Annotated in this window: 14 protein-coding genes; 8 read left to right on the top strand and 6 right to left on the bottom strand. The window is 70.1% G+C overall.

Annotated elements, in window-relative coordinates:
• The first annotated feature begins 445 nt into the window (after positions 1 to 445).
• From OG917_RS22325 to OG917_RS22335, 3 genes are all read left to right on the top strand, one after another.
• Positions 446 to 835, top strand: a complete 390-nt coding sequence (locus OG917_RS22325; protein WP_328319379.1) for an STAS domain-containing protein — start codon at positions 446 to 448, stop codon at positions 833 to 835.
• 85 nt (positions 836 to 920) lie between these two features.
• The gene (locus OG917_RS22330) at positions 921 to 1,691 is read left to right on the top strand and encodes a class I SAM-dependent methyltransferase (RefSeq protein WP_328319380.1); all 771 of its coding nucleotides are present in this window, start codon (positions 921 to 923) and stop codon (positions 1,689 to 1,691) included.
• A gap of 62 nt (positions 1,692 to 1,753) precedes the next feature.
• Complete coding sequence (locus tag OG917_RS22335) at positions 1,754 to 2,473, top strand: A24 family peptidase (protein WP_328319381.1); 720 nt, start codon at positions 1,754 to 1,756, stop codon at positions 2,471 to 2,473.
• A 135-nt stretch (positions 2,474 to 2,608) separates the two neighbouring features.
• Here OG917_RS22335 and mgrA read toward each other — a convergent pair whose 3' ends face one another.
• Positions 2,609 to 3,646: an L-glyceraldehyde 3-phosphate reductase gene (mgrA, locus tag OG917_RS22340; RefSeq protein ID WP_328319382.1), complete on the bottom strand. Its 1,038-nt coding sequence runs from the start codon at positions 3,644 to 3,646 to the stop codon at positions 2,609 to 2,611.
• Between the two features lie 202 nt (positions 3,647 to 3,848).
• Here mgrA and OG917_RS22345 point away from each other — a divergent pair, with 202 nt between their 5' ends.
• From OG917_RS22345 to OG917_RS22360, 4 genes are all read left to right on the top strand, one after another.
• Complete coding sequence (locus tag OG917_RS22345) at positions 3,849 to 4,610, top strand: isoprenyl transferase (RefSeq protein ID WP_327295574.1); 762 nt, start codon at positions 3,849 to 3,851, stop codon at positions 4,608 to 4,610.
• A gap of 447 nt (positions 4,611 to 5,057) precedes the next feature.
• The gene (locus OG917_RS22350; RefSeq protein ID WP_328319383.1) at positions 5,058 to 6,380 is read left to right on the top strand and encodes a PhoH family protein; all 1,323 of its coding nucleotides are present in this window, start codon (positions 5,058 to 5,060) and stop codon (positions 6,378 to 6,380) included.
• Between the two features lie 408 nt (positions 6,381 to 6,788).
• Positions 6,789 to 7,499 (top strand): transglycosylase SLT domain-containing protein, encoded by a 711-nt coding sequence (locus OG917_RS22355; protein ID WP_328319384.1) that lies wholly within the window; start codon positions 6,789 to 6,791, stop codon positions 7,497 to 7,499.
• A gap of 109 nt (positions 7,500 to 7,608) precedes the next feature.
• Entirely contained in the window at positions 7,609 to 9,021 is a 1,413-nt protein-coding gene (locus tag OG917_RS22360) for an AI-2E family transporter (protein WP_328319385.1), read from the top strand.
• Positions 9,022 to 9,214: 193 nt separating this feature from the next.
• Here OG917_RS22360 and OG917_RS22365 read toward each other — a convergent pair whose 3' ends face one another.
• Positions 9,215 to 9,748 carry an alkyl hydroperoxide reductase gene (locus tag OG917_RS22365; protein ID WP_328319386.1) on the bottom strand — a complete coding sequence of 178 codons (534 nt, stop codon included), beginning with the start codon at positions 9,746 to 9,748 and terminating at the stop codon, positions 9,215 to 9,217.
• 12 nt (positions 9,749 to 9,760) lie between these two features.
• Positions 9,761 to 10,315, bottom strand: coding sequence for a peroxiredoxin (locus tag OG917_RS22370; protein WP_328319387.1), 555 nt, complete (start codon positions 10,313 to 10,315; stop codon positions 9,761 to 9,763).
• A 180-nt stretch (positions 10,316 to 10,495) separates the two neighbouring features.
• On the opposite strand from OG917_RS22370, the gene OG917_RS22375 reads away from it, so the two are divergent.
• Complete coding sequence (locus tag OG917_RS22375; RefSeq protein ID WP_328319388.1) at positions 10,496 to 11,404, top strand: hydrogen peroxide-inducible genes activator; 909 nt, start codon at positions 10,496 to 10,498, stop codon at positions 11,402 to 11,404.
• 68 nt (positions 11,405 to 11,472) lie between these two features.
• Here OG917_RS22375 and OG917_RS22380 read toward each other — a convergent pair whose 3' ends face one another.
• The 3 genes from OG917_RS22380 to OG917_RS22390 are packed head-to-tail and all read right to left on the bottom strand — an operon-like array spanning position 11,473 to position 14,980.
• Positions 11,473 to 13,776: an FtsX-like permease family protein gene (locus OG917_RS22380; RefSeq protein ID WP_328319389.1), complete on the bottom strand. Its 2,304-nt coding sequence runs from the start codon at positions 13,774 to 13,776 to the stop codon at positions 11,473 to 11,475.
• On the bottom strand, positions 13,773 to 14,459 hold the full coding sequence (locus OG917_RS22385; protein ID WP_328319390.1) for an ABC transporter ATP-binding protein: 687 nt from the start codon (positions 14,457 to 14,459) through the stop codon (positions 13,773 to 13,775). Before OG917_RS22385 ends, OG917_RS22380 begins: the two co-directional genes overlap by 4 nt.
• Positions 14,456 to 14,980, bottom strand: a complete 525-nt coding sequence (locus tag OG917_RS22390) for a PadR family transcriptional regulator (RefSeq protein WP_328319391.1) — start codon at positions 14,978 to 14,980, stop codon at positions 14,456 to 14,458. The genes OG917_RS22385 and OG917_RS22390 overlap by 4 nt, the downstream gene beginning before the upstream one ends.
• Positions 14,981 to 14,991: the final 11 nt, after the last annotated feature.

A 14,991-nucleotide genomic window follows, 5' to 3' on the forward strand; every position in this document is an offset into this window, starting at 1 on the left:
GCGGTACCGCCGCCCCGACCGCCGACTTCTCCGTGCCCGCTGTTCCTTCTTCTGCTGCCGACTCGGGGTCCCGCGCTTTCTCCGACACGGTGGAATGCCTCCATCGGGCATCTCAGGGGCTGCCTCCACGCCTCACCCGGCCGGTGACCGGCGCGCGATGCCGTGCGGACGAGCCTAAGGGCTGTCCCGTAATCCCCGGCGGGCGCACGACGACAGCTACGGCGCCTCGCCGGTCTGTCACGGGTGCACCCGGTGCCGTGCGGACAACTCGGCTCCGGCGAGGAGCGGTTCACCGGCTGCTTCACCCGGCCAGGTGAATCACGGCAAGCATGCACGTTTCTGCACTCCGGGCCTTCCTAAGGTGTGTCACATCGCCCCGGCCCTCGCCGACCGGCCCGTTGCCGCCGAGCGAACCGATGTCACCGAGACCGAGCGGGGGTCCGTCATGGATGCGAGAGAAGAGAAGCAGGAACACGCGGAGCCCCGCGAGCCGGAGACCCCGGCCGGCACGGGTGTACGCAGTTACACCGCCGGCTGTTTCACCGTGGTCGAGCTGCGCGGCGAGATCGATCTCCTGGCGGCCGGCCGCATCCGCGAGTGCACCGACGCGGCCACCGCGCCGCAGGGTGCCCGGGTGATCGTCGACCTGCGCCCCGCGACCTTCATCGACTGCGCCGCGCTGGGTCTGCTCTGCCGCGCCAGACGGCGGGCGCTCGACCGCGGCGGCTCCATCGATCTGGTCTGCACCCGCGCCCTGCATCTGCGGATGCTGCGGGTGACCGGTCTGTCCGGCTACTTCCCGAGCAGCCCCACGGTGGCGGAGATCTCGGCCTGAGGCCGCCCCATACGCGACCCGCCCCCCCCGGACGCACCGAAATGCGCTGGCAGGCCCGCTGCCGGGCCTGCCAGACTCGGTTCCCATGTCCAGGACCTTTGAAGAGCTGGTGGCCGAGGCCGATTCCGTATCCGTCGACGGCTGGGACTTCTCCTGGCTGGACGGGCGCGCCACCGAGGAGCGCCCCTCCTGGGGGTACGCGCGGGCGATGGGGGAGCGGATGGGCCGGGCCTCGGCCGCCCTCGACATCCAGACCGGGGGCGGCGAGGTGCTGGCCGGGGTGGCGAAGCTGCCGCAGCTGACGGTCGCCACCGAGGCCTGGCCGCCGAACGTCGCCAAGGCCACCGCCCTGCTGCACCCGCTGGGGGCCGCGGTGGTGGCCGACCCGGACGAGCCGCCGCTGCCCTTCGCCGACGGTGCCTTCGACCTGGTGGTGAGCCGCCACCCGGTGAAGGCGCACTGGCAGGAGATCGCCCGGGTGCTGGCGCCCGGCGGTACGTACTTCTCCCAGGAGGTCGGGCCGGCCAGTGTCTTCGAGCTCGTCGAGTACTTCCTCGGCCCGCAGCCCGAGGCACGCAAGGGACGCGATCCGGAGGCCGCGCGCACCGCGGCGCTGGCGGCGGGACTCGAGGTCGTCGATCTGCGGCTGGAGCGCCTGCGCACCGAGTTCCGCGACATCGGCGCCGTCGTCTACTTCCTGCGCAAGGTGGTCTGGATGGTGCCGGGCTTCACCACCGGGGCGTACCTCCCGCAGCTCCGCGCCCTCCATGAGCAGATCGAGGCCGAGGGCCCGTTCCTTGCGCACACGACGCGCTTCCTGATCGAAGCCCGCAAGCCCGCGCGGGCCCGCCCGTGACGGCCGGGCGGGGCCCCGGCGACGCCCCTCCCGCGCCCGTCAGGCCGGTCTAGACTCGCCGGGTGTCTGCCGCGCTGATCGTCGTACTCGCCGCCTGCTTCGGCGCCGCCGTGGGGACGCTGCTGCCGCGCCCCGCCTACCGGCTCGCGGTGGCCCCCGGGACCCCGTGGCACGACACGGCCCCGTCCGGGCAGCCCATCGCGGGCTGGCTCGGCCCGGCGCGCGGGGACGGCTGCTGGTACGGGCCCAGCACACCGGTGACCGCGACGGTGACCGCGCTGTGCTGCGCCGCGCTCGCCGCGGCGGCCGGGCCCGTCCCCGAGCTTGCCGTCTGGGTGCTGCTCGCGCCCGCACTTGTCCTGCTGGCCCTGGTGGACCGCGCCGTGCAGCGGCTGCCCGATGTCCTGACCCTGCCCATCGCCGCGGTGACCGCGGTCCTGCTCGGAGCCGTGGCGCTGCTGCCCGGGGCGCGGGGGTCCTGGACGGCCGCGCTGCTCGGCGGACTCGCCCTCGGCGGTGGCTACTTCGTGCTCTTCCTCATCAACCCGAACGGCATGGGCTTCGGCGACGTCAAACTCGCGGCCGGTCTCGGTGTGGCCCTCGGCTGGTACGGCTGGGGGGTCCTGCTGCTCGGCGCGTTCGCCGGGTTCGTCTACGGCGCGGTGTACGGCGTCGGTCTGATCCTGCGGGGACGTGCGGGACGCAAGAACGCGATGCCCTTCGGGCCCTTCATGGTGGCGGGTGCGCTCACCGGTCTGCTGCTCGGCGGCTTCGGAGCGTAATGCCGGGGTGCCGTGGCGCACGGCGTGCAGCCAACACCACTTACGAAGGGTTATGGTGGAAACCCCCCCTCGGGCCGGTCCGTATCCCCCCCCACGGACCGGCCCGTTTTTTCTGTCCCGCGCCGCTTCCTGCGGTCAGCTCCGGCCGGCCCAGATGTTGGTGCCCGCGGTGTCGACGGCGAACGAGTCGATCTCCGTCAACTCCTCGGCGGAGAGCGGGGCGGCGGCCAGCGCGGCCACGTTCTCGTCCAGCTGCTTCACGCTGGAGGCGCCGATGAGCGCGGACGTCATACGCGGATCGCGCAGCACCCAGTTGAGTGCCAGCTGCGCCAGGGACTGCCCGCGCCGCTTCGCGATCTCGTTGAGCCCGTTGAGGCGGCGTACCACCTCGTCCGAGAGCAGCTGCGGGTCGAGCGACTTGCCCTGAGTGGCACGCGAGCCCTCCGGGATGCCCTTCAGGTACTTGCCCGTGAGCAGGCCCTGCGCGAGCGGCACGAAGGAGATGCAGCCCATCCCGGCCGTCTCCAGGGTGTCGAGCAGCCCGTCGTCCTCGGTCCAGCGGTTGATCATGGAGTACGAGGGCTGGTGGATGAGCGCGGGGACACCCATCTCCTTGAGGATGCGGGCCGCCTGCGCCGTCTGCTCGCTGTTGTACGAGGAGACACCGACGTACAGCGCCTTGCCCTGCTGCACGGCGGAGGCCAGCGCGCCCATCGTCTCCTCAAGAGGGGTCTGCGGGTCGAAGCGGTGGGAGTAGAAGATGTCGACGTGGTCGAGACCCATCCGCGTGAGGGAGGCGTCCAGCGACGACAGCAGATACTTGCGCGAGCCCCACTCGCCGTACGGTCCCGGGTGCATCAGGTAACCGGCCTTGGTGGAGATGACCAGCTCATCCCGGTAAGGGGCGAAATCCTGGGCGAAGAGCTTTCCGAAGTTGAGCTCGGCGGAGCCGGCCGGCGGGCCGTAGTTGTTCGCCAGGTCGAAGTGCGTGACGCCGGTGTCGAAGGCGCGGCGGAGGATCGCGCGCTGTGAGCCGAGCGTGCAGTCGTCGCCGAAGTTGTGCCACAGGCCGAGCGAGATGGCGGGGAGTTTCAGGCCACTGCGGCCGCTTCGCCGGTACTCCATGGAGTCGTATCGGTCATCAGCGGCGAAATAACGAAGAGAATCAGTCACACGCCCTTCCTTATCACGGACTTGTGACAGGCCGGGTTGGGCTGTCATGACCCCTGCGCAGTACTGTGGCGGCTCGGGCGATCGCCACCGCACGGAGGTCTGGACTCAGTGCTGTGCCGTCCCGGGGGACGCCTTCCGGGACCTCCAGCCGGAAAAGCACGTCGGGCAGGCCGTCCGGCACGACATCGCGAGGTGAATCGCAGTGAACTTGCGCGACCTGGTGTACGGGCTCTACGCACGTCGGGTGGAAGGCCGCCTCGACCACGACCAGGTGCCCAAGCACATCGGACTCATCCTGGACGGCAACCGGCGCTGGGCCAAGGCGTCCGGAGGCACCGCGGCGCAGGGCCACAAGGCCGGGGCCGACAAGATCACCGAATTCCTCGGCTGGTGCGCGGAGACCGAGGTCGAGGTCGCCACGCTCTGGCTGCTGTCCACGGACAACTTCGACCGTCCGCAGGAGGAGCTCACCGCTCTCTTCGGCATCATCGAGGACACGGTCAGGGGTCTCGCGGCGGACGGGCGCTGGCGGGTCCACCACGTCGGTGCCCTCGATCTGCTCCCCGGGCACACCCAGGCCGTCCTCAAGGAAGCCGAAGAGGCGACCACGGGCAACACCGGGATACTGGTCAATGTCGCGGTCGGCTACGGCGGGCGCCAGGAGATCGCCGACGCGGTCCGCTCGCTCCTGCTGGAGCACGCCGAGAAGGGCACGTCCTTCGAGGAGCTGGCCGAGACGGTCGACGTCGAGCGCATCTCGGAGCACCTCTACACGCGCGGCCAGCCCGACCCGGACCTGGTGATCCGCACGAGCGGGGAGCAGCGGCTCTCCGGGTTCATGCTCTGGCAGAGCGCCCACTCCGAGTATTACTTCTGCGAAGTCTTCTGGCCCGCCTTCCGCAAGGTCGACTTCCTGCGGGCGCTGCGCGACTACGCGGCCCGCCACCGGCGCTACGGCGCCTGAGCCCCTCCCGGCCCGCTCCCCGGCCCCGCTGTGCATGCCCGCTGTGCACCCTTTCGGGTGATGGCCTGAACTATCCGTTCTTCCGGAGTGGATTCCCGGTGGCGCACGGACGTCGCGCCGGTCAGCCACGGGTGACGGGCGGGTGAAAACCTCCCCGCCCGGACCGCCACTGGCAGGAACCGGTCGTACGCCATGGCATGGCGGCGGGCGTTCGCGGGAATACCCCTTGCAGGTCGACGTCCGGTCCACGGATGTCGTATCTCAGTGAGCGGCCCGGTCCGCTCGCCCGGGAGGCCCTTTGCACCAGGACGACCGTGCGGTGAGCGCGGGCGACGTGGAGGGCCGGGTCCGGCTTCCGCGCTGGTGGAGGCCCGCCCCGGTCCCAGCAGCCCGCGACGCCGTCGCACCCCGACCTCAGGCTTGTGTCCAAAGGGGGTACGTCCTTCCGTGGTGACCAGCACTAAGCGCCGCATGCCCGACAGGCGCACTTACGTTCTTGACACCAGCGTCCTGCTGGCCGATCCCAACGCCATGACCCGGTTCGACGAGCACGAAGTGGTGCTCCCGATCGTCGTGGTCACGGAACTGGAGGCCAAGAGGCACCATCCGGAACTCGGCTACTTCGCCCGGCAGGCACTGCGCCTGCTGGACGATTTCCGGGTGAGGTACGGACGTCTCGACGCCCCCCTTCCCATGGGGGACCTGGGCGGGACACTCCGCGTCGAACTCAACCACTCGGACCCCGGGGTGCTCCCGGCCGGCTACCGGCTCGGGGACAACGACTCACGCATCCTCGCGGTCGCGCGCAACCTCCAGGCAGAGGGCTTCGACGTCACCGTCGTGTCCAAGGACCTGCCGCTGCGCATCAAGGCCTCGTCCGTGGGGCTCCTCGCCGAGGAGTACCGCGCCGAACTGGCGATCACGGACTCCGGATACACGGGTATGAGCGAGCTGACCCTCACGCCCGACCAGGTGGACCTCCTCTTCACGGAGGACACCCTGTACGTACCGGAGGCGGCCGATCTGCCCGTCCACACGGGCCTGGTGCTCCAGTCCGAGCGCGGCAAGGCGCTGGGCCGGATCACCGCCGAGGGCAATGTGAGGCTCGTACGCGGCGACCGCGAGGCCTTCGGGCTGCACGGCCGCAGCGCCGAGCAGCGCATCGCGCTCGATCTGCTCCTCGATCCGGACATCGGCATCGTCTCGATGGGCGGCAGGGCCGGGACGGGGAAGTCCGCGCTGGCGCTCTGCGCGGGGCTTGAGGCGGTCCTGGAGCGCAGACAGCACCAGAAGGTGATGGTCTTCCGTCCGCTCTACGCGGTCGGCGGCCAGGAGCTCGGCTATCTGCCCGGCTCGGAGTCCGAGAAGATGGGGCCCTGGGCGCAGGCGGTCTTCGACACCCTCTCCTCGGTGACGAGCCGGGAAGTGATCGAGGAAGTGGTCGGACGGGGCATGCTCGAAGTCCTGCCGCTCACTCATATCCGGGGCCGCTCACTGCATGACGCGTTCGTCATCGTCGACGAGGCGCAGTCCCTGGAGCGGAACGTCCTGCTGACGGTGCTCTCCAGGATCGGCTCGAACTCGCGGGTCGTGCTGACCCACGATGTCGCCCAGCGGGACAACCTGCGGGTGGGCCGGTACGACGGAGTGGTCGCCGTCGTCGAGAAGCTGAAGGGGCATCCGCTCTTCGCGCACGTCAATCTCACCCGGTCCGAGCGGTCCCAGATCGCCGCACTGGTGACCGAAATGCTGGAGGACGGACAGCTCTAGGGGTATTGCCAGACACTCGCCCGTAAGATACCGGCGAGTTGGAGCCGCCCGGCAAGGCGCAGGAGCCTAGCCGGGCGGCTCTCCGTTGCGCAGCAATCTCCAGAAAACTCGTGCGCCAAACGGGGTGTGAGCTTTCCCACTCGGTCGACGTTTGCCTTGTAGCGTCGGCGTCGGGCAGAGTCTTGCTTCCGTCAGGCCCCGCATGCGGCACACGTGCACCCCTAGGGGTGCAGCACCACACAACTCAACACTTGCCGCCGCATGCCGCCCGAGTACCACGCGGCACTTCCGTAAGGGAGTTGCCCACCGGGTCAGCGCCTCCCGTGACCTGTACGCCAGGGAGGACCGAGCCAGGGGCACGATTGCGTCCGCGAGGTCACGAGCGGTCGCTGCTGGAAGGAAAACCGTGTGAGCCGGATTTCGGTCCGGGGATTCGCGGTGGCGTCAGCCACTGCGGTCACCACCGTAGGAGCAGTTGTCGGCGTCGCATCGGGCAGCACGTTGCCCGCAGGCGACAACATCGATGCAGCCTCCGCCGCGGACACGACTACCCTCGCGGACATTCCTGACGGCCAGCAGGCCCAGGTAGCGTCGCTGACGGAGCAGGCAGACACCCAGGCGGTGCAGGCCGACGCGGCAGCGAAGAAGTCCGCGGAGGAATCGGCCCGCATCCAGGCCGCCAAGGACGCCAAGACCAAGAAGGAAGCTGCCGACGAGGCGGTTGCCAAGGCGAAGGAAGCCGCGAAGAAGCGGGACGAGGAGAAGAAGCAGGCTGCCAGCCGTTCTTCCGTTCGTGACGCGAGCAGCTTCTCCTCGCAGGGCTCCTACTCGGCCGCGCAGGTCCAGGCCATGGCACGGCAGATGATGCCGTCCGACCAGTTCCAGTGCTTCAGCAACATCGTGAGCCACGAGTCCGGCTGGAACTACAAGGCGGTCAACGCCGGTTCCGGTGCGTACGGTCTCGTGCAGGCTCTCCCCGGCTCGAAGATGGCGTCCGCGGGTGCCGACTGGCAGACCAATCCGGCCACGCAGATAAAGTGGGGCCTGAATTACATGAACAGCCGCTACCAGAGCCCCTGTGGTGCGTGGTCGTTCTGGCAGGCCAACAGCTGGTATTAGAGCGCTCGCCGCTCAGCTCAGTGGAGCCCCCCGCCGTCCTTCGGCAGGGGGCTCCACGCATGTACGGCCGGCTCCGGATGAGGCGCGCGGTCGGGGGAAGAGGAACAGCATGTCGAAACTGCCGGACTGGCTGGAACGTGTGGGTTCCGAACTCACTCACCTGGGTGAAAAGTTGGAAGAACGCCGTTCGGCGGACGAAGCCGAAGGCGAGGCCTCCGGGCCCGGAACCGCCGCGTACGGCGCCGGAGGGGCCGACGGCCATCCGGTGACGGGGCAGGTCCCGCCGCCCCCGGACTACGCGCCGGCCGTCGCGGCCCGTCCCGATCCGGTGGCTGCCGTGCCGTGGGGGATGCGGGTCGCCGCCGAGGCGGGCTGGCGGCTCCTGGTCCTCGCGGGGACCCTCTGGGTGCTGATGCGGGTCATCAGCGCCATCCAGCTGGTCGTCCTGGCCTTCGTCGCCGCGCTCCTCGTCACCGCGCTCCTCCAGCCGACGGTCGCCAGGCTCCGGCGTGCCGGTCTGCCACGGGGGCTGGCGACAGCGCTGACCGCGATCCTCGGCTTCGTCATCATGGGGCTGGTCGGCTGGTTCGTGGTCTGGCAGGTGATGGAGAATCTGGACACCGTCTCCAGCCGGGTCCAGGAGGGCATCCAGGAGCTGAGGCGCTGGCTGCTGCACAGTCCGTTCCATGTGACGGACAAACAGATCAACGAGATCGCCAAGAACCTCAGCGACACCGTCGGCACCAACACGAACGAGATCACGTCGGCCGGCCTCCAGGGCGTCACGGTCATGGTGGAGTTCCTCACCGGGATGCTGCTGGCGATGTTCTCGACCCTCTTCCTGCTGTACGACGGGGCGCGCATCTGGCAGTGGACGCTCAAACTCGTCCCGGCGCAGGCCCGTCCGGGCGTCGCGGGCGCCGGACCGCGTGCCTGGGCGACGCTGACCGCCTATGTGCGCGGCACGGTGATCGTCGCGATGATCGACGCGATCTTCATCGGACTCGGGCTCTTCTTCCTCGATGTGCCGCTGGCCGTGCCGCTGGCCGTCTTCATCTTCCTGTTCGCGTTCATCCCGCTGGTGGGCGCGGTGATCTCGGGCGCGCTCGCGGTGGTCGTCGCGCTGGTGACCCAGGGCCCGTTCACCGCGCTGATGGTGCTGATCGTGGTTCTCGCCGTCCAGCAGATCGAGGGCCATGTGCTCCAGCCGTTCATCCTCGGCAGGGCGGTGCGGGTCCATCCGCTGGCGGTGGTCCTCTCGGTGGCCGCGGGCGGCATGATCGCCGGAATCGGGGGAGCCGTGGTGGCGGTGCCGCTGGTGGCCGTGACGAACAAGGTCGTCGGCTACCTCCGTGCGTACAGCGCGGAGAGCGCCATCAAGGCCGCACCCCGCAGGCAGGACGAGCCGCCGGCCGCAGCAGGCGGTCCGGGGCAGCAGGAGACGGACCCGGCCGCGCCGCGGGAGCCCACGGCGGCGCCGGAGACCGGAGGCCCGCTGCTCGGGACCGGAACCGCCGAGTGATGTCCCGGCCGGAGAGGCGAGCCGGCCGGGCCGGGCGGGCAGCGGGGTGCTGTCCACGCTGATGCCGGGCGTATCGGCACGGGCCGCCGCCGGACTGTCCGGTGCGCGTCCTGTCCGCCGGGGCGTGGTGAGCGCAGAGAACCCCGGTGATGCGCGTTTCCGCACGTCACCGGGGTTCGTTCCGCTGTTGCCGCTACTGGGCCAGTACGGCCTCGGCGTCGAGCGTCACGCCGACCGCCTGCAGGACGGACGCGATCTTGAACGCCTCCTGGATGGTCTCGCGGTCCACGCCCGCCTTGCGGAGCACCTGCTCGTGCGAGTCGAGGCACTGCCCGCAGCCGTTGATCGCGGAGACGGCGAGCGACCAGAGCTCGAAGTCGGCCTTCTCCACGCCGGGGTTGCCGATCACGTTCATCCGCAGACCCGCGCGCAGCGTCCCGTACTCGGGGTCCGACAGCAGGTGCCGGGTCCGGTAGAAGACGTTGTTCATCGCCATGACGGCAGCGGCCGACCGGGCCGCGGTGTACGCCTCGGCCGAGAGGTTGGCCTTGGCCTCCGGCTCCAGCTCGCGCAGCACCCGCGGCGAGCGCGACGCGATGGCACAGGCCAGGACGGTGCCCCACAGCTGCTGCTTCGGCAGGTCGCTGTTGCCGATCACCGAACCGAGGTTCAGCTTCAGGTCCTTGGCGTAGTCCGGTACGGCGGACTTCAGTTCGTCGAGTGACATCGTGGAATCAGCTCACTCGCCCGAGAGGAGCGCGACCGGGTCCAGGGTGTTCTCGCCCTTGGTCCAGTTGCAGGGGCACAGCTCGTCGGTCTGCAGGGCGTCGAGGACCCGCAGGACCTCCTTGGGGTTACGGCCCACGGAACCGGCGGTCACCATCGTGAACTGGATCTCGTTGTTCTGGTCGACGATGAAGACGGCGCGCTGTGCGAAGCCGTCCTCGCCCTCGATGCCGAGGTCACGCATGAGCTCGTGCTTCGAGTCGGCCATCATCGGGAAAGGCAGGTCGGTGAGGTCCGGGTGGTCCTTGCGCCAGGCGTGGTGCACGAACTCGGAGTCACCGGAGAAGCCGAGAACCTGGGCGTCACGGTCGGCGAACTCCTCGTTCAGCTTGCCGAAGGCGGCGATCTCGGTCGGGCACACGAAGGTGAAGTCCTTGGGCCACGCGAAGACGATCTTCCACTTGCCCTCGTAGGTCTTGTGGTCGATCTGCGCGAACTCGTTGCCGCTCTCCAGCGACACACATGCAGTCAGGTCGAACTGGGGGAACTGGTCACCGACAGTGAGCACGTACTCTCCTTGCAGCGGAGGAATTCCCTTTTGGGGCGTTCCTGGGGGTTGGACGGGTTACAGACTGACACAGGATCCATTGATCACAGAAATAGCTAGACTTGGTAGCCGTGATCGGAGGTGCCTATCAGTAGCCAGATATATACGGGGGGAACGGGCCATAAGGGGAAACAGCCCACGGTGGCTCAACTGCGGGCCTTCGCGGCCGTGGCGGAACATCTGCACTTCCGGGACGCGGCGGCCGCGATCGGGGTGAGCCAGCCCGCCCTGTCGGGCGCCGTCTCGGCGCTGGAGGAGACCCTCGGCGTACAGCTTCTGGAGCGGACCACCCGCAAGGTGCTCCTCTCGCCCGCAGGCGAGCGGCTCGCCGTGCGGGCCAGGGCGGTACTGGAGGCGGTCGGCGAGCTGATGGACGAGGCCGACGCCGTACGGGCGCCCTTCACGGGGGTGCTCAGACTCGGCGTGATACCCACCGTCGCCCCGTATCTGCTGCCCACGGTCCTGCGACTCGTCCACCGCGAGTACCCGGACCTCGATCTCCAGGTGCACGAGGAGCAGACGTCCTCACTGCTCGACGGGCTGACCGCCGGGAGGCTGGACCTGCTGCTGCTCGCGGTCCCGCTCGGTATGCCGGGGGTGGTCGAGCTGCCCCTGTTCGACGAGGAGTTCGTCCTGGTGACCCCGCGCGAGCACTGGCTCGCCGGGCGCACCGACATCCCCAGGGACGCCCTGCGGGAGCTCGACCTGCTGCTGCTCGACGAGGGGCACTGCCTGCGGGACCAGACGCTGGACATCTGCCGGGAGGCGGGGCGCGCCGACGGGGTACCGGTGACGACCACGGCCGCCGGGCTCTCCACGCTGGTCCAGCTGGTGGCGGGCGGGCTCGGGGTGACACTGCTGCCGCGTACGGCGGTCCGTGTGGAGACCGGGCGCAACGACCAGCTGGCCACGGCGTACTTCTCGGAGCCCGCGCCGATGCGGCGGATCGCGCTGGCGATGCGGGCCGGGGCGGCGCGCCAGGAGGAGTTCACCGCGTTCGCCGCGGCGCTGCGGGAAGGGGTGCGGCCGCTGCCGGTCTGGCTGGCCTGAGGGCGGTGCCGCACCCGTGCGGCCGAACCGTCCCCGCAGCCCCCGCGACCGCACCCCGAGGCCTCCGGCTACTCCGTACGCAGCCCCTCCGGCCGCATCAGCCGCCACAGCGGCGGCAGGCTCAGCAGTGTGACGAGGACGACCACGCCGCCGCCGATACCGGCCATCGCCGCGACCGCGGTCCAGTCGACCGAGACCGAGTGGCCGACCATGTCGAGCAGGACCGAGCCGAGCCCGAGGCCCACCACCGTGGCGAGCAGCAGACCCAGGACGACCGGGACTGCCGTCTGCCAGAGCACCGACCAGCTCATCGTCGAGCGCCGGGTGCCGAAGGCCGTCAGGGCGGCCAGCAGCTTCCGGCGGTCGCGCAGCTGCTCCAGGACCGAGACGAGCAGGCTCGCGCCGATCAGCAGGAGCACCGCGGCGGCGCCGATGTACAGGCCCTTGCGGACGCTCGCGAAGCGGTTGTCCTCGCGTGTCTCGTGCAGGGCGTCGACCGAGGTCAGCGGAGTGACCTTCGCCGCACTGTTACGGACCAGGTCGACGGCGTCCGGCTCCGAAGGGTCGAGCGAGATGTAGTCCGTGTTGACCAGGGCAAGGTGCCGCAGCGCGGGGAGGGCCCCCGGTGTGAGCAGGATGCCCCCCGATGCGGGGACGCCGGCCGGGTCGGCCAGGACCTGCACCGTGCGGGTCCCGGCCGGGACGGTCCAGGTGAGGGTGCGGTCGTTCCGGTCGCCGAAGGGCGGTTTGATGAACAGCCGTTTGCCGGGCCCGGCGATCTTCGTGAGGTTGTCGTCCCACCCGCCGGTGGCGATGAACACGTCGCCGTTCGCGCAGGACGGCAGCGTGGCCAGGACCCGCAGCGACGCGCAGTCGCCGGTGTACATGTCGCTGGTCTCCTCGGCGTTCTTCGTCCCCCCGGCGGTGGCCCGGCCGAACGTGAGCACCTTCCGCACCCCGTGCGTGGAGCGCAGCGCTTCGACCGTCCTGGTCTTCGTGAAGTCGCTCCGGACGACCATCTGGGCACGTGAGGTGTCGGCCCCGGTCTCCTTGCTGTAGTCGCCGTCGATCCCCGCGAACAGCATCTGGAGCGCGATGGCGCCGGCGACCGCGACGGCGATGCCGTTGACGAGCCGGGCTGCGGTGCCGCTGGTCATCTGGAGCCTGCGGACGGCCAGTTGCCAGGCGGTGCTGCCGCCGCCCAGACGGTTCACCACGGCTTCGATCAGCCAGGGCAGCAGCGCCGTGACACCGACCAGCAGCAGCACGCTGCCGCCGATCACCAGCGTGCTGTTGAAGTGGCCGGAGTCGCGGCCCTTGCCCAGCATCGGCACCAGCAGGGCGAGTCCGGCGACCGGCGGGAGCACCCGCCACCAGACCCGGCGGCGGCGCGGGACCGAGGTGCGGACGACACCGAGCGGCTCGATGACGACACCGCGCATGGCGAGCAGGGTGACCGCGATGGCCGCCGCGGGCACCGCGAGTGCGACCAGTACGGCCAGCGCCGCACTCGGGTCCAGGTCGGCGGGGAAGAGGTTGATCCCCGCCACGTCGATGTCGCCGGCGAACGCCCGGCCGAGCAGGAAGAAACCCGCGCCGAAGAGCACCCCGAGCAACGAGCCCGCCAGCGCCTCGCCGGCCGCGATACGGCGGGTCATCCGGGAATCCGTACCGACCAGCCGCAGCGCGGCCAGCCTGCGGTCCCTGCTGTCGCTGCCGAAGCGCACGGCCGCCGCGATGAAGACGCCCACCGGCATCAGCAGTACCACGAAGATGATGACGACGAGCAGTCTCAGGACCGGGTCCATGGCCTCGCGGGGCGGCAGATGCGCGAAGGACGTGATGCGCCGCACGTTGCCGGCCTCGTCCAGGGTGAGGTGGTTGTCGCCCGCGTAGTAGGCCAGTTCGTTCGGACCGGTCAGACCGGCGTCGGCGATGGTGCCGGTGATCCGGTACGGGAGGCGCTCACGCAGCAGTGCGCCCTTGTCCGACGCCAGCAGCCTGCGCAGCGCCGGCGACGCCAGCATCTCGCCGTCGCCGGGCAGCGCGGACGTGCCGGGCGGTATCGGCGCTTTCGGGCCCTCGCCGCGGACCAGCCGGCCGCGGACGTCGACGCTCTTGTACACGGTGTCCACGACACCCAGCAGCATCGTGTTGTCGCCCGGCTTGTCGATCATCGTCGCGCCGAAGTCGTTGCGGTTGTCCTCCCGCGCGTCCCGGGCGGCGAGCGCGCTCGGTATCGCGGTGGTGATCAGCAGCAGCGCCACACCGAGGCCGACGCCGACCGCGGTCAGCAGTGTCCGGGTCCAGCCCTCGCGGCCCCCGCCGACAGCGAACTTCATGCCCATCGTGAGGTCTTGGGTCCAGCTCATACCAGGTGCTCCAGATCGCGGGACTTGCCGTCGCGTACGACGACTTCGCGGTCGGAGTAGGCGGCGACGCGTGCTTCGTGGGTGACGAGGACGACGGCGGCGTTGGTGGAGCGGGCGGCCTGCGTCAAGAGTTCCATGACGCGCTCGCCGTTGAGTGAGTCGAGCGCGCCGGTCGGCTCGTCGGCGAAGAGCACGCGCGGGCCGGTCACCAGCGACCGTGCCACGGCGACGCGCTGGCCCTGTCCGCCGGAGACCTCGCCGGGGCGTTTGTGCCCGAGGCCGGCGACCTCCAGGCGCTCCATCCACTCCAGGGCCCTGCGCTCGGCCTCCTTGCGCTTGGTCCCGTTCAGCCGCAGCGGAAGCGCCACGTTCTCGGTGCAGGTCAGCTCGGGGACGAGCTGGCCGAACTGGAAGACGAAGCCGAACTCCGTACGGCGCAGAGCGCTCCGCGCGGCGTCCGGCAGCGCGGACAGCTCCTGCCCCTGGTACGTGATGGAGCCCGAGTCGGGGCGGACGATACCGGCGAGGCAGTGCAGCAGCGTCGACTTGCCGGAGCCCGAAGGCCCCATGATCGCGACCACTTCGCCCGCGTGGACGGAGAACGCGGCGCCGTCGAGCGCGGTGGTCGGACCGTACGCCTTGTGCAGGTCGTCGGCGTACAGCAGCGAACCGGCGGGTGTCATGGGCCGACCTCCTTGGCGAGCTGGTCGAGGCGGGCCGCGGTCAGTTCGAGCCAGCGCAGGTCGGCTTCGAGGTGGAACAGGGCGTGGTCGCAGATCAGCTGGTCGGCGAGGTCCCCGCGGCGCTTGCGGTCCGTGAGGATGCGCATCAGCCGCAGATGCTCCGCACGCTGGGTGTCCAGCAGATCGGCTGCGGGGCGGCCGGTGAGCAGCGCGAGGACGACCTTGGTGTAGAGCGTCGACTGGAGGTACGGCTCGGGCTTCTCGGGTGTGGCGAGCCACTGGTCGACGTCGCTGATGCCCGCGTCGGTGATCGCGTACCGCTTGCGCTCGGGACCGCCTCCTGCCTCCATCGCGTCGACCTCGACGAGGCCGTTCTTCAGGAGCCGGGACATGGTCGAGTAGACCTGCCCGTAGTGCAGCGGCCGGTCGTGGCCGAACTTCTCGTCGAAGGCGCGCTTGAGGTCGTAACCATGGCGCGGCCCCGACTCCAGGATGCCGAGCAGAGTGTGGCCGATGGACACAGGGAGGGCCT

The sequence above is a fragment of the Streptomyces sp. NBC_00388 genome (genome assembly GCF_036061255.1).
Lineage (GTDB): Bacteria > Actinomycetota > Actinomycetes > Streptomycetales > Streptomycetaceae > Streptomyces.

Excerpts from the sequence above, each read along its gene's own strand:
- OG917_RS22325 (WP_328319379.1), top strand. The coding sequence starts at position 446 with ATGGATGCGAGAGAAGAGAAGCAGGAACACGCGGAGCCCCGCGAGCCG.
- OG917_RS22330 (WP_328319380.1), top strand. The coding sequence starts at position 921 with ATGTCCAGGACCTTTGAAGAGCTGGTGGCCGAGGCCGATTCCGTATCC.
- OG917_RS22360 (WP_328319385.1), top strand. The coding sequence starts at position 7,609 with ATGTCGAAACTGCCGGACTGGCTGGAACGTGTGGGTTCCGAACTCACT.
- OG917_RS22365 (WP_328319386.1), bottom strand. The coding sequence starts at position 9,748 with ATGTCACTCGACGAACTGAAGTCCGCCGTACCGGACTACGCCAAGGAC.
- OG917_RS22380 (WP_328319389.1), bottom strand. The coding sequence starts at position 13,776 with ATGAGCTGGACCCAAGACCTCACGATGGGCATGAAGTTCGCTGTCGGC.
- OG917_RS22385 (WP_328319390.1), bottom strand. The coding sequence starts at position 14,459 with ATGACACCCGCCGGTTCGCTGCTGTACGCCGACGACCTGCACAAGGCG.